This is a genomic window from Carnobacterium sp. 17-4 (genome assembly GCF_000195575.1).
Lineage (GTDB): Bacteria > Bacillota > Bacilli > Lactobacillales > Carnobacteriaceae > Carnobacterium_B.
In genome coordinates this window covers 272,334-289,646 of record NC_015391.1, presented here as the reverse complement: position 1 = coordinate 289,646, position 17,313 = coordinate 272,334, and the positions used below count along the sequence as shown (strand labels likewise).

Annotated in this window: 17 protein-coding genes and 1 riboswitch; of the genes, 6 read left to right on the top strand and 11 right to left on the bottom strand. The window is 34.5% G+C overall.

Annotated elements, in window-relative coordinates:
* Window positions 1–85: 85 nt before the first annotated feature.
* From CAR_RS01465 to arfA, 8 genes are all read right to left on the bottom strand, one after another.
* Window positions 86–1,534 carry an alpha-N-arabinofuranosidase gene (locus CAR_RS01465; protein ID WP_013709963.1) on the bottom strand — a complete coding sequence of 483 codons (1,449 nt, stop codon included), beginning with the start codon at window positions 1,532–1,534 and terminating at the stop codon, window positions 86–88.
* A 31-nt stretch (window positions 1,535–1,565) separates the two neighbouring features.
* Window positions 1,566–2,522: a glycoside hydrolase family 43 protein gene (locus CAR_RS01460; RefSeq protein ID WP_013709962.1), complete on the bottom strand. Its 957-nt coding sequence runs from the start codon at window positions 2,520–2,522 to the stop codon at window positions 1,566–1,568.
* A gap of 24 nt (window positions 2,523–2,546) precedes the next feature.
* Complete coding sequence (locus CAR_RS01455; RefSeq protein WP_041556067.1) at window positions 2,547–3,965, bottom strand: glycoside hydrolase family 43 protein; 1,419 nt, start codon at window positions 3,963–3,965, stop codon at window positions 2,547–2,549.
* A 54-nt stretch (window positions 3,966–4,019) separates the two neighbouring features.
* Window positions 4,020–4,424, bottom strand: coding sequence for a hypothetical protein (locus CAR_RS01450; protein WP_041556066.1), 405 nt, complete (start codon window positions 4,422–4,424; stop codon window positions 4,020–4,022).
* Between the two features lie 15 nt (window positions 4,425–4,439).
* Window positions 4,440–5,282, bottom strand: a complete 843-nt coding sequence (locus CAR_RS01445) for a carbohydrate ABC transporter permease (protein WP_013709959.1) — start codon at window positions 5,280–5,282, stop codon at window positions 4,440–4,442.
* A 14-nt stretch (window positions 5,283–5,296) separates the two neighbouring features.
* Window positions 5,297–6,217 (bottom strand): carbohydrate ABC transporter permease, encoded by a 921-nt coding sequence (locus CAR_RS01440; RefSeq protein ID WP_013709958.1) that lies wholly within the window; start codon window positions 6,215–6,217, stop codon window positions 5,297–5,299.
* 88 nt (window positions 6,218–6,305) lie between these two features.
* Window positions 6,306–7,562 carry an extracellular solute-binding protein gene (locus tag CAR_RS01435; RefSeq protein WP_041556065.1) on the bottom strand — a complete coding sequence of 419 codons (1,257 nt, stop codon included), beginning with the start codon at window positions 7,560–7,562 and terminating at the stop codon, window positions 6,306–6,308.
* 18 nt (window positions 7,563–7,580) lie between these two features.
* Window positions 7,581–9,077: an arabinosylfuranosidase ArfA gene (gene arfA, locus CAR_RS01430; RefSeq protein WP_013709956.1), complete on the bottom strand. Its 1,497-nt coding sequence runs from the start codon at window positions 9,075–9,077 to the stop codon at window positions 7,581–7,583.
* Between the two features lie 253 nt (window positions 9,078–9,330).
* On the opposite strand from arfA, the gene CAR_RS01425 reads away from it, so the two are divergent.
* A complete protein-coding gene (locus tag CAR_RS01425) occupies window positions 9,331–10,233 on the top strand; it encodes an ArsR/SmtB family transcription factor (RefSeq protein WP_013709955.1) in 903 nt (300 codons plus the stop codon).
* A 115-nt stretch (window positions 10,234–10,348) separates the two neighbouring features.
* Here the strand turns inward: CAR_RS01425 and CAR_RS01420 are convergent, their stop codons facing one another.
* Window positions 10,349–10,528, bottom strand: a complete 180-nt coding sequence (locus tag CAR_RS01420) for a 2-hydroxymuconate tautomerase (protein ID WP_013709954.1) — start codon at window positions 10,526–10,528, stop codon at window positions 10,349–10,351.
* Window positions 10,529–10,691: 163 nt separating this feature from the next.
* On the opposite strand from CAR_RS01420, the gene CAR_RS01415 reads away from it, so the two are divergent.
* Complete coding sequence (locus CAR_RS01415; protein WP_013709953.1) at window positions 10,692–11,132, top strand: organic hydroperoxide resistance protein; 441 nt, start codon at window positions 10,692–10,694, stop codon at window positions 11,130–11,132.
* Between the two features lie 57 nt (window positions 11,133–11,189).
* On the opposite strand, the gene CAR_RS01410 is transcribed toward CAR_RS01415, so the two are convergent.
* A complete protein-coding gene (locus tag CAR_RS01410; protein ID WP_013709952.1) occupies window positions 11,190–11,657 on the bottom strand; it encodes an NUDIX hydrolase in 468 nt (155 codons plus the stop codon).
* 122 nt (window positions 11,658–11,779) lie between these two features.
* Complete coding sequence (locus CAR_RS01405; RefSeq protein WP_013709951.1) at window positions 11,780–12,295, bottom strand: folate family ECF transporter S component; 516 nt, start codon at window positions 12,293–12,295, stop codon at window positions 11,780–11,782.
* Window positions 12,296–12,336: 41 nt separating this feature from the next.
* A riboswitch (THF riboswitch) is annotated at window positions 12,337–12,439 on the bottom strand.
* An 825-nt stretch (window positions 12,440–13,264) separates the two neighbouring features.
* On the opposite strand from CAR_RS01405, the gene CAR_RS01400 reads away from it, so the two are divergent.
* The 4 genes from CAR_RS01400 to CAR_RS01385 are packed head-to-tail and all read left to right on the top strand — an operon-like array spanning window position 13,265 to window position 17,126.
* Entirely contained in the window at window positions 13,265–14,338 is a 1,074-nt protein-coding gene (locus tag CAR_RS01400; protein WP_013709950.1) for a methionine ABC transporter ATP-binding protein, read from the top strand.
* Between the two features lie 13 nt (window positions 14,339–14,351).
* Window positions 14,352–15,032, top strand: a complete 681-nt coding sequence (locus CAR_RS01395) for a methionine ABC transporter permease (RefSeq protein ID WP_013709949.1) — start codon at window positions 14,352–14,354, stop codon at window positions 15,030–15,032.
* A gap of 21 nt (window positions 15,033–15,053) precedes the next feature.
* On the top strand, window positions 15,054–15,878 hold the full coding sequence (locus tag CAR_RS01390) for a MetQ/NlpA family ABC transporter substrate-binding protein (protein WP_041556064.1): 825 nt from the start codon (window positions 15,054–15,056) through the stop codon (window positions 15,876–15,878).
* A gap of 48 nt (window positions 15,879–15,926) precedes the next feature.
* Window positions 15,927–17,126, top strand: a complete 1,200-nt coding sequence (locus tag CAR_RS01385) for an amidohydrolase (RefSeq protein ID WP_013709947.1) — start codon at window positions 15,927–15,929, stop codon at window positions 17,124–17,126.
* The last annotated feature ends 187 nt before the right edge of the window (window positions 17,127–17,313 follow it).

Here is a 17,313-nt window from a genome sequence, read left to right as displayed (position 1 = left end):
TATAAAAAAAATAAAAACGACTCTGCTGTTTGTATGAAAAACCACTCAGCCATTTCCATTTTTTAAATTCACTATTCTGCTTACATTAATTTTTTGCTACTATAGTAACCACACTCATGGGAGGCATTTTGAGTGTTAATTTAGATTCATTGATTGAATAACCTTTATAGATTTCTTTTTTTACATTATCTGGTGTTTCAAATGTATTATGGGCATCTGTCGTTTTAGCAGCTAATACCCAAGCTTCTATATTTCCAAAGCTTTCGTTATTTACTTCCAATACTATCTCCTCTTCATTAGTAATGCTATAGTTACATAATGATACTGTTACCGTTTTTTCTTTTATAGACGCTGTATAACTGATAGTATCTGAAGTTTCACCAACTGCATCAATTAATGATGCGTCTTGATGATTTTGATACATATCAAATACATGATACGTTGGGGTTTTTATCATTTTTTCCCCATCCGTTAAAATCATCGATTGCAAAACATTTACCATCTGAGCAATATTAGCCATCTGAACACGATCTGCATGCTTATGAAAAATATTTAGAGTAATGCTGGCAATCATAGCATCTCGAATAGTATTTTGTTGGTATAAGAAACCTGGATTTGTTCCTTCTTCAACGGCTAACCACGTTCCCCATTCATCCACAATTAAGCCAATTCGTTTTTCAGGGTCATATTTATCCATAATAGTACTATGTTTTGTAATAAATTCGTCCATTTTATACGCGCTATGAATCAACGAGAACCATTCCTCATCAGGAAATCCAGTTGCTGGTCTTTTATCTTCCCATTCAGACGCCAAAGCATAATGATGTAGACTTAATCCATCCATAAAAGGAGCAGCATTCTTCATTAACACTTCCGTCCAATTATAATCGTCTATATTTGCTCCACAAGCAATCTTATAAATTTTTCTATCTGTATAGTTTCGAACAAAAGTCTGATATTGTCGATATAAGTCAGCATAATACTCTGGTCGCATGTTGCCGCCACCACCCCAACTTTCATTTCCTACTCCAAAGAAATCAACATTCCAGCCTTCTTCTTGGCCATTCTCTTTTCGTAAATTAGCCATTGGTGACTCACCAGGAAAAGACATATAATCAATCCATTCCTGCATTTCTTGAACAGTTCCACTACCTACGTTTCCATTAATGTAAGTTTCTGTTCCCAGTTGCTTGCAGAGTTCAAAGTATTCATGTGTTCCAAAATGATTGTTTTCTACAGTACCGCCCCAATTTGAATTAACAATTTTTTTTCGTTTTTCTCGGGGTCCTATTCCATCTTTCCAATGATACTCGTCAGCAAATAATCCTCCCGGCCAACGCAGTACTGGAACATTAATTTCTTTCAACGCTTCAACTACATCCGTGCGAATACCATTTTTATTAGGAATATCCGAGTTTTCTCCTACCCATAGTCCTTCATAAATACATTTTCCAAGGTGTTCAGCAAATTGCCCATATATGTATTTGCTGATTTTTGCTTTTTTTCTTTCTGGTGTAAAAGTAATATGATTCATGTTTTATTCTCCTTTGTTAGTCACTTTTAATTTATGTTCCTGGCATCCCAAATACAGGCATACCTTCGTCATTCCAAGTAAAAACTTGTGCATTTGCATGTCTATCTGGAACATCTAAGGGCTCTTCTTCTGTGACTTTTTTTGGCCGAGCATGATAGATCAATACATCTTCCTTATTATCTTCACTAACTGTAAATGAATTGTGTCCTGGTCCAAATAAAAAGTTCTCTTCAGATGAAATAAATACTGGCGTTTCTAATTTGTTCCAACTATTTTTGTTTAATAAGTCATCTTCTACATCGGCCCACAACAGTCCCATACAGTAATTTTCATCTGTTGCACTAGCAGAGTAACTAATGAAAATTTTATCGTTACGGATAATAACTGCTGGTCCTTCGTTAACCAAAAAACCGATTTTTTCCCAATCATATTCAGGAGTACTCAATAGCGTTTGATTTCCAACTAATGTCCATGGATTTTTCATTTCTGATAGATATAAATTTGAATTACCAGGAATAGCTGGATCTTTTTGCGCCCAAACATAATATAATTTATCGTTATATTCAAAAGTAGTAGCATCTAAACTAAAACTCTCGGTTTCTGTTTTCACTTGGCCTTTTTCAATCCATTCACCTGTTAAAGGATTTTCATCAGCACATTCGAGTACATACATCCGATGTTGAAATGTTCCCTCATCTATAGTGTCATCACTAGCAGCTGCAAAATAGATATACCATTTCCCACGTATAAAATGGATTTCTGGAGCCCAAATTAATTTACTCATTTCTCCATTTTCATGAGCATGCCAAACAGTAGCTTTTTCTCCATCTTCTAACTCGTTTAGATTTCTAGCTCTTCTTACTTCGATCTCCTGATAACCTGGAACAGAACCAGTAAAGTAGTAGAAGCCATCAGTATGCTTGTACACCCAGGGATCAGCCCGTTCTGTGACAATTGGATTTTTGTATCGTGTTATTGTTTCTTTCATATTGTTAAATACTCCTTATTTTTACTATTTTATAGTTCTTATACCAAAAACAGATACTCCTGTAGATGACATTCCAGTAAATGTGATAGTGGGCTTATTCTCATAATCATTCCATTGAGAAAGAAATACACCATTGTATTCGACATCATCTATTATCACTGAAGCTGACTTGTCATCCGTTATTTTCCAACTACCTGTTAATTCTCCCGAAATTTTTCCATTTTTCTTTAATTTAGCAAACTTAGTCGCCTTGATATCCTCACTTATATCAGTACCATGGTTAACGAATTGATATTCACCAAAAACTTGGTTTGTTTTATATATTTGAATAGTTTCTCCGGCATATCTCAAGGGTGCAATAACTGGCCAGTCTTTTTCATTAAAAAAGAACTGATGAACTCTTACTTCGTGTTCTTCTCCTCTATTCGGAAAGCGTGTATGAAAGAATAGAAAATATTTATTTAATTTAGGATTATAGAACGCTGAGTTATGACCTGGAGATACATATCCTGCAGTAGAAGTGATTTCATTAGATTTGAGACTAAAATTCCCAATTAATTTTACTCCGTAGGGTTCAATTGCTTTATCATCAAAGAAACTTCCGATTGCACCTTTCGCTTCAATCATATTTTGATTTTTGGCATCAATATAAGGCCCATCAGGATTTTCAGACCTTGCAACTCTTATGTTGTATCCTCCTTTTGAATCTAATCCTCCAAATGATAGAAATAAATAATAATATTTCGTTTCTGGGCTATATAAAATGTACGGAGCTTCAATTCTACTATGATTAGCACCTAATAATTTTTTACCGTATCCTTGATTAGGTTCTGGCTTGCCAGTTGATTCATCCATTTTAAGTATATAAATGCCTCCTGAATAAGAACCATAAACCATCCATAAATGATCCTCATTATCAAAAAAAACATGTGGGTCAATTACATTTGGTTCAACTGTTGCATCATGCATTTTTCCATTTTCTTTTATAGATCCTGATTTCAATATAACTCCAAGATCTTCATAGGGGCCTTCTACATGGTCAGATATTGCAACTCCTAATGTCGAAAGAGGTGTTGTTCCTTCTGCCGCAGTATAGTACATATAGAATTTATCATCTTTTAATTGTATGATATCTCCTGCCCACAGAGTTTTTGTTTTAGCATATTCAAAAGATTCAGCTAGTTCTTTATAGACATTGGAAAATAAAGTATTAGTTGGAACACTTGTTGAAAGTTGCTCCCACTGTATTAAATCTTTACTTTTAGCAAATTCCAAATGCGAACCTATGACATAAAAGTAATTATTAACAAAAATTACTGATGGATCATGCACTGTAGCATTTTCAAATTCTGGTTCCTCAAAGTTATGATCCACAGATTCTGTTTCTGAACACCCCTCTAAAAATAAAGCTGACAATAAAAGAAACATGATAAAATATTTCATGTAAATCTCCTTCTGTTTTATTAACTTTATAGAATTTTATTACTTATTAAATAATTAGACATTTACTAAACGAATAGCCTTGTTTTTAGATTGATACACTACAAACATCATTAAATAAGAAAGTAGTGAAATTACATCTAAAGTTATTAAAGAGAACATCACTAAAATTCCTGACCAAATTATAATTTTTTTTTGTATTTTTCCATCTTCTATTGTTTTAATAATGAAAAAGTTTATAAAACCTATAACAAAGAGAAGCAATCCATAGGTTACAGAAACAGTGAACAGAGAATCCACTAAGTTTCCATTTACTTCTAACTCATTAGTAGGGATAGTTCTTAGGTGAGATATTCCTTCTGACCTAACCCACATAGAATATCCAAAGACTGTTATGAAAGCATTAATTATATTCCATATAGATCCTATTAAAAATAATTTTCGTTCGATATTCCTTTTCATTAATTCCCACCTCTATTATCCTTTTACACCCGCGTTTAGATTCATTGATTCTATAAAGTATTTTTGAGCGAACAAGAAAAGTAAAACTGTTGGTATCATAGCAATAATAGCTGAAGCCATTAACTCTCCTGTCATTGCATATCCACCATATAAATCTTGAAGTAATTGTAATCCCGCAGTAATAGTCAGTTTATTTACATCATTTAATACAATTGTAGGCCATAAGAAATCATTCCATGATCCTATAAAAGAGAATAATCCTGTTACAATTAAAACTGGTTTAACTAAAGGTAGAATAATTTTAAAATAAATAGTGAAATCTGAAGCACCATCCATTCTAGCAGATTCATCAAATTCTTTAGGAATTCCTAACATAAATTGACGTACAAGAAAGACATTTCCAACTCCACCTAGTCCAGGAACAATTACTGCTAATGGTGAATTTACCCATCCAAGTGCTTCGACAATTTTATAAGATGGAATAATATTAACAACTGCTGGAAACATAGATAATGCAAGAATAGTAAAGAACAATGTTTCTTTTCCTTTAAAATCAATACGAGTATATCCAAACGCTGCTAGTGAAACAATAAGTACAACTAAGAAAGTATGTGAACCAGAGATCACCAATGAATTTAAAAACCATTGGACAATTGGTGCACTTGATGTATTGGTTAAGACACTAATATAATTTTGAATAACCCAATTTGCAGGAAGCATACTAAATCCTACTGTCATGATGTCTCCTTGAGCTTTAAAGGATGTAAAAAAACCAAATAATACTGGAAAGACCCATACTACACAGGAAGTTACCAAAAAGAAGTAAGCTAAATACTTTGTTATACTAATTTTCCTCATATTCTCTCTCCTTGCTATCCTTTAGAATTACGATACATAACGATAAATTGAAAAACGGAAATAGAAACAATAACAAGTCCTAACAATACTGACATCGCTGATGCCATACCAGCAACTGACTCTCCAGTACCAAATGCTAGTTGACGGATATACATCATCATTACATGTGTAGACTGTTCAGGTCCTCCGTTTGTTATCATTAATGGTTGTGCGTATACATTAAATGCTCCCGCCGTAGACATGACAACTGTGTAAAACAATGGAAAACGGATAGAAGGTAAGGTGATACTAAAAAACTTCCGCACTGGACCAGCTCCATCAATATCAGCTGATTCATATAAATCAGCTGATACTCCACTAATAGCTGATCGATAAATAATTAAGTTACCACCAATAGCGCCCCATAATGACATGAAAACTATAATAGCCCATGCATTAGGTTGATTTACCATCCATACAGTTGCTGAACTAAGCAAGTTATTTACAGGTCCTAAACGTGGATTAAAAATCAGTAACCAAATAATCGCTGCTGCTGATACCGAAATTAGTCCTGGAATATAGAAAATAGCCTGAAACAAGCTTTTGAATTTCACTTTTTTATTTTCTAAAGCAACTGCTACTGTTAATGGTATCAAGATTTGTAATGGTACCGTCAAACCCACAAATAGCAACGTATTCTTTAATCCATTTCTAAGTTGAAAATGAAATGTTGAACTTTTATCAAAAAGAAGTGTTTTAAAATTGCTAAGACCTACCCATTCCGGTTCTCCAATTAGATTCCACTGTGTGAAAGATGCATATATACCATATATTGTTGGTATAAGTATAAATATTAAAAAAAGAACAAGGTGAGGTCCAATAAAAGCAAATTGCTTCATCGATTTTCTCTTTTTCTTCTTTTCAGTCTCAACGACTAATAAATTTTCACTTTGCATTTATTTATGTCATCCTTTCTCATACAATAATTTGCGGTACCATGAATGTGATACCGCAAATTATTTCAGCATTTAATAAGTGAGTAATTTATTCCGCTACTTCTGCTGCCTCTACTTCTCCTGCTCCACCTTGAGCTACTAAATCTTCAACTTGACGTTGTGCTTGAACTAGACCATCTTCTATTTCAATATTTCCATAAATCATATCAACTAATACTGTTGCTAACGCTTGTTCTACATAACCGTAGTGCTCGTATTCAAAAATATGAAGAGATTCTTTTTCTTCTTCAGAAGATGTAAAGAATGATTGCGGATATTGTTCATACTCTGGATCTTCAAAAACATCTCTACTTGCTACAATTTGTCCTGCTTTAGCCCATTCCATAGAATTTTCGCGTACGTAATTTAAAAAATCAGCAATCCCTTGTTCTTTTTCATCTGTTCTTTCTTCACTTTCTAACATTGAGAACAAATGTGCTGATGAACGGTTATTAAATGTACCTGGCTCGAATGCATACGTATTTGTTACACCCCAGTTTAATGTTTCAACTGAATCATGTGCTGTTGAAGTCCAAGTTCCATCAGTTGAAAACAGGACATCTCCTCCTTGAAAAATGGCATAACCGTCCTCACCATTTGGAGTAATTAGACCTGCTTCTGCTAATTGACGTAGCTGACTTACTACTTCTTTCATTTCGGGTGTATCAATCGTTGGTTTTCCATCTTGTTCAATATTTCCACCACGATTTACTACATTAGCTAAAGTTGTCCATTCAATCAAAGCATTGTTGATTGCATATTGACCTTCATCTAACTTACCTTTCAATGAAAGTATTTCTTCAAATGTAACTACATCATCATCTAAAAAATTAGAAACCCCGTACTTTTCTAGCATATCAACATTATAATACATCGCACTACCATGTATATCTAAAGGAATAGTATATTGCGTACCATCTACAGTACCAGGTACCCAAGCCTGCTCTAAGTAATTATCAGCATTTAAATCTGTATTGTTTTTCATTAAAGGATCAATTGATTCTAACATTCCCAATCTTACAAATCCCGGTACTCTATCAGCATGTATTAAAGTTAAATCTGGAACCCCTTCACCTGAGTTCATTACTGTATAAATTTTCGTATACATGTCAGGAGATATAACTGCTTCTAATGGAAATTCTGGATCAGTTTCATTATATGCTTCTACCATGTTATCCATATAAGCACCATCATCACCTGTCAAAGGATTCCAAAATGTAATAGTATTGGGATTACTACAACCAGAAAGAGTTACTAATACCAAACTAGCAATTCCTGTTAGCAAATATTTTTTAAACCTGTTCATTATTTAACCTCCATATTTTTATTTAACACTTATTCTAATCACATTCCAAGATAGCGGTTTCAATTTTGTTTTTACAGAGTTAGTCTGTAATTCTATTGAATTTCCTTTACTTAAATTAACCTTTTCTTTTTCTTGATTTGTTTCTTTAATATCATATCCGGACATCTGAGTAGTTTCCACAATCTCTTCCATTTCAAATCCTTCAACATTTATTGAAAAATCTAAATGCTCATTTTTAGAACGATTTACAGCAAAAACAACCATTTCTTTTTTATACTCATCATACGTTGCGATGCTTTCAAGAAACGGAACTTCATCAAAATCTTTAGTAGCATAAGTATCGCTCTTAGTTTCAGGTTCTAAAACAACACCTCTGCCAAAATTTGAGACCTGCATAAATGGATAAAAAATAGTTTGCTTCCAAACATCCCCTTCTTTATTTGTCATAATTGGTGCAATTACATTAACTAATTGAGCTAGACAAGCAATTTTAACTCTATCAGCATTTTTTAATAAGGTAATAAGCAGACATCCGATAAGCAAAGCGTCTTCAAAATTATAAATATCTTCTAATAAAGGAGGCGCTACTTGCCAAGGCTTGATTTCTTTATCTTGTTCATTAGAATGATACCAAACATTCCATTCATCAAAAGAAAGATTAATTTTTTTATCGCTTCCCTTTTTAGATTTAATGGCATCACACATCGCCACTACACCTTTTATAAAACGATCCATATCTAACGATTGAGCTAAGTAATTTTCCAGATCATTTTCTGGATTTCCATAGTAGCAATGAAGTGATAGATAATCTACGTGCTCATAAGCATGTTCCAGAACAGTCATTTCCCAAGAACCAAAAGTTGGCATCTTACTTGTCGAGCTTCCACACACAACTAATTCAATATTATCATCTACCAGCTTCATAGCTTTTGCAGTTTCTTCAGCTAAACGTCCATACTCATAAGCTGTTTTATGCCCGATTTGCCATGGTCCATCCATTTCATTTCCAAGACTCCATGTCTTAATTCCAAACGGTTTTTCGGCCCCATTTTTCTTTCTTAGATCACTCCAATAGGTCCCTCCTTCAAAATTACAATATTCTAGTAAGTTTCTTGCTTCGTCGATTCCTCTAGTACCTAAGTTTACTGCCATATTTACTTCGGCATTAGCTTCTTTAGACCATTCCATAAATTCATGAAGTCCAACTTCATTTGTTTCTATCGTTCGCCATGCTAAATCTAATCTTCGAGGTCTTTCTTCTACAGGTCCAATTCCGTCTTCCCAGTTATAGCCAGAAACAAAATTACCACCTGGATACCGAATTAGAGGGACATTTAATTCTTTAATCAAACTCAATACATCTTTCCGAAATCCTTTTTCATTCGCACTCGGATGTTTTGGTTCATAAATCCCTTCATAAACAGCTCTTCCCATATGCTCGATGAAGGATCCGTATAAACGCGGATCAATCTCTGAAATAATTTTATTTTTGCTTATTGCTATAGATGATTTCATTATTTTACTCCTTACTATTTTTTTAATATGTTATATTGTAAAACTATCTTCTAGAATTAGTTTATAAACATAATATAAACATAAATGTAATCGCTGTCAATAGTTTTATAGTTAATTGTTTTGTTTTTATTTTAAAACAATTAGCTGATTAGTTAATCTTCTTCTCAAAAAAAGAATTGACAATAATTTGATTAGCCATTACACTAATATTAAATCAACAAATCAAGACATTCATTAACTTAGGAGTGATTTCATGCAAATAGATATATCGGATGCTTCATTACCTGTTTATGAAGCTTTAGCCAGTCCTGTGAGACTCAACATTATTCAATTGCTTTCTAAAAATAAAATGAATATAAAAGAAATCGCTGGAGCTATTGGATTAAGTAGTGCTGTAATAACAAAACACATCAAAAAATTAGAAGCATCTGGCTTAATTAAAACCGAACGAATTCCAGGGAAATCAGGATCACAAAAAATTTCGATATTAAAAGTTGATCACATAGAAATTCTATTTCCTAAAAAAATCTATCGTTCTTTTGAGACAAGAGAAACTACTATTCCAGTAGGACAATACACAGATTATTCAGTTTCCCCAACTTGTGGTCTAGCTACTGTCAAAGATTTTATCGGAGAAGTTGATGAACCGAAATTTTTTATGGATTCAAAAAGAATGGATGCCCAAATTCTTTGGTTTACTGAAGGTTATGTAGAATATAAGACACCCAATTTTTTAAATGAAGATGAAAAGTTAGAACAACTTGAAATCAGTATGGAAATTTCGTCAGAATTTCCATTCTCAAATGATGTATGGCCATCTGATATCACTTTTAGTTTAAATGATATTGAATTAGGAACTTGGACTAGTCCAGGTGACTTTTCAGATACAAGGGGTAAACTAAATCCAGAATGGTACCCTTCTAAATTAAATCAATATGGATTACTAAAAACAATAAGAATTACTTCTCATGGAACATATATGGATGGTGAGGCTCTATCAGACTTTACAATTCAAGATATAAATACAAAAAACGAGATTTGGAGTTTACGAATTGAAGTAAAGAAGGATGCTGAAAATTTAGGTGGAGCCACTTTATTTGGAGAACATTTTGGGAACCATCCGCAAGATATAAAATTTAAGATGTACTATTCTTAAACTAAAAAACCCCAAATTTACTTAAGTATAAGTAAATTTGGGGTTTTTAAACTCAACTTTTTATAAAGTCTTTTAACAAATATAAACCTTTTCCAAGAACTTTTACCTCTTTAATTTAACCCAGTAATTTCCCGCCAACAGCGTAATTGTTTTTTTTCATATCTTCTATAATAACATGAACTCGATCTTCTGTTGCTCCGGTATTCTTTACTACTGCTTGCGTAATGTCTTTAACTAAACCTGCTTTTTGTTCCGCAGTCCGACCTTCAACTAATTCAACATGTACAAATGGCATAAAACTCTCTCCTTCCTATGTCTTCTTCTCTCAATTTTAGCGATACACTTTTTACTTTTCAACTAGTTTTTCTTTTTATCTATCCCAAACAGATGATTAGGGTTTTATCTTCACTATTAGTATACTTGGTACGTACGATAATTTAGAGAGGAGAATTACAAATATGGCAGATTCAAAATTAATGTATCAAACTACAGCAATTAATACTGGTGGACGAAATGGAGAAAGCCATTTACCAGATAAGTCATTTTCTGTACGTGTTTCTACTCCAAAAGATATGGGCGGTCCTGGACAAGGGAGTAACCCAGAACAATTATTCGCACTAGGATACAGCGCATGTTTCAATTCGGCTTTAGAACATATGATGAAAGAAGAAAAAATTTCTGGAAAAAGCCAAGTTATTGCAACTGTTGAATTGCATTCAGATCCAACTGACGGCGGATTTAAACTTGCAGTAAGATTGGATGTTGGAATTGAAGGTCAAGATGAAGCAACTACCAAAGAATTAGCAGATAAAGCTCATGCTTATTGTCCTTACTCAAAAGCTACGAGTGGCAATATCGATGTAACCGTCACTGCTGTTGATTACGAAGCAGATAAATAATAGTATATTCTTAAGCGGGAGGTGAGACAAAAGTCTCACCTCCCTTTCGTATGTTTATTATTCTGTTGAATGACTCATCTTCATATACGATTTTTCGTATTGTTGTACAGCCCATTTATGGCTACCTCTTTTTAATTTGGCTAACGCTTCAGAAATAGTCATCCATTCTAATTGATTGAAATCCTCTAGTGGATCACAGATGGATTTCCATGACTTAACAGTATAAAAATATGCAGGATTATGATAATGCTGCTTACGGTGTTTAGAATAATAGTAATCCTCTGCTTCACCGATAAATTCCCCGAGCTCTATTTCAAAACCTAATTCTTCCATGGATTCCCGTTTTGCCGTTTCTTCATGCGTTTCATTCGCTTCAATTTCTCCTCCTGGCAGTAAAAAAGAACCATTCGGTGGTGAAACAAGTAAAATTTGTTTCCTATCTTGGTCAAAAATCACAAAGTGTACACCAACACGCGTGCGATAATTTTGATTCTCAATTTTTATACCAAACGTTTTTACTACCATTCCGCGTTCCTCACCCTCATCAAAATCTCATCTTGTACATATTATAGTACATATACTAAAAAAAGACAGCTTAAATTTAAGCTGTCTTAGTTTGGATGTTGCTTTGTTTATTTAATTAAACCCTATTCAATTCCGATCGCTTTTCGCAAAGTCTTATTTTGAACAACAAAGTATAACAACATGATATTAACCGGTGCTAAAACAAGGTTTTGCACTACTCGTGTTGGAAAAATTACTAGGATAGCTTTATCTAACATTATTGTTAACCAGATTGTATTCAATCCTAAATTCACAAAAACGGTAACCAACAGAATCGCGATAATGATTCTTTTTAATGATTTTGGTTTCTTGTAAAGAATCAGACCATAAATCATTCCTCCGATAAATGCAGATAAGACAAATCCTGGGAAAAATACTCCCCCACCAAATAAAATCGTCCCCACTATATCTGCAATAGCTGAAGCCGTTCCAGCTATCCAAGGGCCATACAGCATACCAACAATAGCTATTGGCAAAAAACCAAAGCCAATCCGGACTATTGGTGTTTCAATTGAAATAAATTGGGTTAATACAATTTCTAATGCCATTAATAACCCAATTTTAGAAATACTTCTTGCATCGTACTTGTTCTCACTCATTTTGAAGATCTCCTTTGATGAGCTCCACACATAAAATCTTATGCAGCGAATGCAGAAACAAAACCGCAAATTGTCTACACAATTTTTCGTCCGTGGGCAACATCCCATCCCTACGACACTTAACGCTTTGTCTCCTACTCTGATATATTGCCTAAACTATTTAGTAGATATTTTAGGCAAATCCACTATAGCACATTCTATCTGTTTGGGGTAGTAGCGAATACTGCTAGTTAAAATAAATACTTTCAAAAATAAATTTAGTTATTGACAATCATTTTTTTCTTCTGTATATTAAGAACAAGTTAAGGAATATGATAATCAAATGATAAAACACTATGAAAAGAAGAGTACGTTTGTACCTGTCTATTTTAGAGAACCCAGTAAGTTGCTGAAAATGGGTTAGTCAGATTGAACCGAAGATGGTCTTTGAGTGGAGTTAGCGAAGCACTTTTAAATGTGTCAGCTTTCTACGGGAACACCCGTTACAGTGTCACAGTATAAAAAGGCGATTTAGTCTTACGTACTGGATAAGGTAAGTATAGCAATATACTTATAAATTAAGGTGGTAACACGAAGCAGATAACTGACTTTCGTCCTTACAAAGAAACGAATTCGTTCGTTTCTTTGTAAGGACTTTTTTAATTTTACAATTACATAACTAAACGCAATGAAGAGAAAAGTATTTTTACTGAATGCACTAACAGAGAGCCTGAATGCTGAGAACAGGTTTGCAGGAGTAAAAAGAAAATGGCCTCTGAGTGGGATACCAAGTGTTTTAAACATTAGGCTATCATGGGCGCACCCATTACAGTGCTAGAGTATCAGAAGTTTTCTTCTCGTACTTGATAAGGAGTCGTTTGTGAGAACAACTCAAATAAAGGTGGTAACACGACGGTAAAGCGTTCGTCCTTTAATCTACAGCAGTAGGTTAATGGGCGAATGCTTTTTCTATTTTAAGGAGGAATATATATGATCACACTAAACAATGTCAGTGTTACGTTTGAAGGAAGAGAAACAAGTATAAAAGCAGTAGAAAATGTTCAGTTAACCATTGAAAAAGGAGATGTTTTTGGAATTGTCGGCTATAGCGGCGCTGGGAAAAGCACTTTAGTCCGTACCATCAACCTTCTTCAACGACCGTCAGAAGGATCAGTAATCGTTTCAGGTCAAGATTTATTAAGTTTAAAACCAAAGCAATTACGAGCTGCGCGCAAGAAAATCGGGATGATCTTTCAGCATTTCAACTTAATGGGCTCTCGCACGATTGCTGAAAATGTTGCTTATCCTTTAAGAAAATCGGGTTTAACTAAATCACAGATCAAAGAAAAAGTTGCCGAGTTATTACAGTTGGTAGGACTAACCGATAAAAGTTCCGCATACCCTTCTCAGTTATCTGGTGGACAAAAACAGCGTGTAGCTATTGCTCGTTCTTTAGCCAACGATCCTGAAGTCTTATTATGTGATGAAGCCACAAGTGCCCTAGATCCAAAGACAACTCTTTCGATTTTAGAATTATTGAAAGAGTTGAACAAAAAATTAGCACTGACGATTGTCATCATCACCCACGAGATGCAAGTTGTAAAAGAAATTTGCAACAAAGTAGCTGTCATGGAAAATGGTCATGTTGTTGAAGAAGGTGATTTGGTTTCTATTTTCACCGAACCTAAAGAAAGGATCACAAAAGAGTTTATCAACACTTCAACTCATGTTGATCAAGCGCTAGAAAATATTTTAAAACATCCTACATTACTCGATTTGCAGACTAATGATGTCTTAGCTAATATTTCTTACGTTGGTGCAAGTACAAGTGATCCATTGATTGCTACACTGACTACTCGTTTTGGAGTTACCACCAATATTTTATTTGGAAATGTGGAGATTTTACAAGAAACGCCTGTCGGCAATCTGATTGTTGTCTTAAGTGGCGAACCAGGCCGTAGAGACAACGCCCTTGCCTATTTAAAGTCTAAAAACGTAAAAGTAACCTTGATTCACCATCACCAAAAAGTTATTCCATTAAAAAAAGAACACTATATTGTTTAAGGAGTGAACGACTATGACTGAATTTCTTACAACCTATTTTGAAAATGTTATTCCATTAAAAGATGAAATTGTTGAAAGTACTTTACAAACATTGTACATGGTAACTGTTACAGGATTGATTGCAGGTGTCCTTGGTTTAATTTTAGGAGTCGTTCTTGTTGTAACAGACCAAGGTGGTATTTTAGAAAGACCGCGACTTTACAGTTTACTCGATCAAATTGTTAATCTCTTTCGTTCTTTGCCATTCATTATTATGATGGCTTTAGTTGTTCCCTTTACCCGTTTTCTTGTTGATACGTCAATTGGAACAACCGCAGCTATTGTCCCTTTGGTCATTGGAACCGTTCCGTTTTTTGCAAGACAAATTCAAAATGCTCTTCTAGAAGTTGATCCTGGCGTTATAGAGGCTGCTGAATCTATGGGTTCCAGCCCTTTAGAAATCATTTTTCTTGTGTATTTAAAAGAAGGTCTAACAGCCATTATTCGTGTCTCTTCTGTAACCATTATTAACTTGATTGGGTTAACAGCCATGGCAGGAGCAATTGGAGGCGGCGGGTTAGGAAATTTAGCCATCTCTCGAGGGTACAATCGTTTCCAGAATGATGTGACATTAGTCGCAACCGTTATTATTTTACTTATTGTTTTTATTAGTCAATTTATAGGAAATGCGTTAGTTAAAAAAACGAGTCACTAGATGACATTGGAGGAAAATAACATGAAAAGATTAAAAAAAGGATTTTTAGGATTAACATTAGCATTAGGACTCTTGGTAACAACAGCTTGTGGAACAGATACTGCTTCAGATGCAAAAGCATCTGAACCCATTAAAATTGGGGTAGTTGGCGAAGTGAATGAAGTATGGGATTTCGTGAAAGAAAAATTAGCTTCGGATGGTATTGAGATCGAACTGGTTAAATTTACAGATTACGCTACGCCTAATGTCGCTCTTGCTGAGGGAGAATTAGATTTAAACTCGTTTCAAACGAAAATTTTCATGGATTCTTTTAACGAAGACCATGGAGAAAATCTAGTCGCTATCGCTGATACGGTTATCGCTCCTCTGGGCATTTATTCATCAAGTATCCAAGACGTTTCAGAAATAAAAGAAAATGATGTGATTGCTATTCCAAATGATGTTTCTAATGAAGGAAGAGCTTTACTATTACTTCAAACAGCCGGTTTAATTGAAGTTAATCCTGAAAAAAAACAAATCCCTGTAGTCGATGACATTACTTCCAACCCCTTGAATTTAACATTTGAAACATTGGACTCTTCTCAAACTGCTCGTGCTTTAGATGATGTGACTGCTTCCGTTATTAATAGCGGAATGGCCGTTGATGCTGGCTTCATTCCAACTGAAGATGCGGTTTTCTTAGAACCGGTTACTGAATCATCTGATCCTTATTACAATGCGATTGTTTCAAGAGAAGAAGATAAAGATAATGAAGTGTTCCAAAAAATTATAGAAGCTTATCAAGCAGAAGATACAAAAGAAGTCATCGCAGAAACATCAAAAGGTTCTTCTATTCCAGTTTGGTAATTAGATACAAATAGAAAGTGTCAACTAAATTAGAGAGGATGATAATTAATGTCAACATTACTTACTCAATCTACAGTACACGAAGAAGTTCAACAAGGAGCTCAAGAGGTTATTGCATTGCGTCGTTATCTTCACCAACATCCTGAACCAAGTTTAAAAGAATATGAAACGATTAAATTCATCAAAAATCAATTAGATCAATTAGAAATCCCTTACGAATCTGTGGGTGAAACAGGAGCTATCGGAACCATAATTGGTCAAAAAGGACCAGGAAAAACCATTCTCTTAAGAGCTGATATTGATGCTCTTGAATTAGAAGACGCAAAAGATAAACCCTACAAGTCACTTAATGAAGGCTTACATCATGCATGCGGTCATGATGGTCATACCTCAGCTTTATTAGGGGCCGCAAAAATTTTAAAAAATCATGAAGCAGATTTTGCAGGCACTATCAAATTAGCTTTCCAACAAGCTGAAGAAATCGGCGCTGGTGCAAGACAATTTGTATCTGGCGGGTTTGTTCACAATGTCGATCAATTTTTTGGTATCCATGTCGACTCTTCTATTGAAACTGGAAAAATCGTTTCTACTGCTGGTCCCACAAATGCATCTTGTGATATTTTTAAAATCAAAGTGACTGGCGAAAGTGGGCATGCTGCTAGACCTGATTTAGGAAGAGATGCTTTACTGACCGCCGCTGCTATTACTGTCGAATTGCAGAGCATTGTTGCCCGTGAAGTTAGTCCTTTAGACAATGTCGTGGTTGCTGTAGGCGTATTGAATGCTGGAACTCGTTACAATATTATTGCCAACGAAGCTTCCCTTGAAGGAACTGTTCGTACTTTCAGCCACACAACACGCCAATTTGTATTAGAGGCTGTCGAACGCGTGGCACGAGATGTGGCAACAGCCCATCGTACTACTATAGAATTTGAAAATTATGATGCGGCTGCGCCTCTTATCAACCATCAAACTGCTGCAAGTCGTGCAGCTCGTGTAGGAGCTGATATCGTGGGTGCAGAAAATGTTATTCAAAATAATCCAAAAAGCTTAGGCGCAGATGATTTCGCTGACTTTTTAGCTGTTGCTGAAGGGGTTTATGCTCGTGTTGGGACAAAAGACCCTACTAATCCGGACACGTGGTATGGACATCATCACGAAAATTTTGATATTGATGAACGAGGATTAGCTATCGCTACAGAATTACATGTCAACTATGCACTTGATTTTTTAAATGACCTCTACTAAAATAATTTTTTTTAAAATTTATTCTCTGAAAAGATTGAAGCGAGTTGTTTTTGCTTCAATCTTTTTATTTTTTATAGTTCTTTAGCCACTTTCTTAATGCAAAAACACTATATATAGTGTAATATGAATTGTGTATAACGACATATAGTATTTTATACTTATCTATTGATTTACATACATTATTAAG

Coding starts and splice junctions, on each gene's coding strand:
- CAR_RS01465 (WP_013709963.1), bottom strand. CDS start 1,534: ATGAATCATATTACTTTTACACCAGAAAGAAAAAAAGCAAAAATCAGC.
- CAR_RS01460 (WP_013709962.1), bottom strand. CDS start 2,522: ATGAAAGAAACAATAACACGATACAAAAATCCAATTGTCACAGAACGG.
- CAR_RS01455 (WP_041556067.1), bottom strand. CDS start 3,965: ATGAAATATTTTATCATGTTTCTTTTATTGTCAGCTTTATTTTTAGAG.
- CAR_RS01450 (WP_041556066.1), bottom strand. CDS start 4,424: ATGAAAAGGAATATCGAACGAAAATTATTTTTAATAGGATCTATATGG.
- CAR_RS01445 (WP_013709959.1), bottom strand. CDS start 5,282: ATGAGGAAAATTAGTATAACAAAGTATTTAGCTTACTTCTTTTTGGTA.
- CAR_RS01440 (WP_013709958.1), bottom strand. CDS start 6,217: ATGCAAAGTGAAAATTTATTAGTCGTTGAGACTGAAAAGAAGAAAAAG.
- CAR_RS01435 (WP_041556065.1), bottom strand. CDS start 7,562: ATGAACAGGTTTAAAAAATATTTGCTAACAGGAATTGCTAGTTTGGTA.
- arfA (WP_013709956.1), bottom strand. CDS start 9,077: ATGAAATCATCTATAGCAATAAGCAAAAATAAAATTATTTCAGAGATT.
- CAR_RS01425 (WP_013709955.1), top strand. CDS start 9,331: ATGCAAATAGATATATCGGATGCTTCATTACCTGTTTATGAAGCTTTA.
- CAR_RS01420 (WP_013709954.1), bottom strand. CDS start 10,528: ATGCCATTTGTACATGTTGAATTAGTTGAAGGTCGGACTGCGGAACAA.
- CAR_RS01415 (WP_013709953.1), top strand. CDS start 10,692: ATGGCAGATTCAAAATTAATGTATCAAACTACAGCAATTAATACTGGT.
- CAR_RS01410 (WP_013709952.1), bottom strand. CDS start 11,657: ATGGTAGTAAAAACGTTTGGTATAAAAATTGAGAATCAAAATTATCGC.
- CAR_RS01405 (WP_013709951.1), bottom strand. CDS start 12,295: ATGAGTGAGAACAAGTACGATGCAAGAAGTATTTCTAAAATTGGGTTA.
- CAR_RS01400 (WP_013709950.1), top strand. CDS start 13,265: ATGATCACACTAAACAATGTCAGTGTTACGTTTGAAGGAAGAGAAACA.
- CAR_RS01395 (WP_013709949.1), top strand. CDS start 14,352: ATGACTGAATTTCTTACAACCTATTTTGAAAATGTTATTCCATTAAAA.
- CAR_RS01390 (WP_041556064.1), top strand. CDS start 15,054: ATGAAAAGATTAAAAAAAGGATTTTTAGGATTAACATTAGCATTAGGA.
- CAR_RS01385 (WP_013709947.1), top strand. CDS start 15,927: ATGTCAACATTACTTACTCAATCTACAGTACACGAAGAAGTTCAACAA.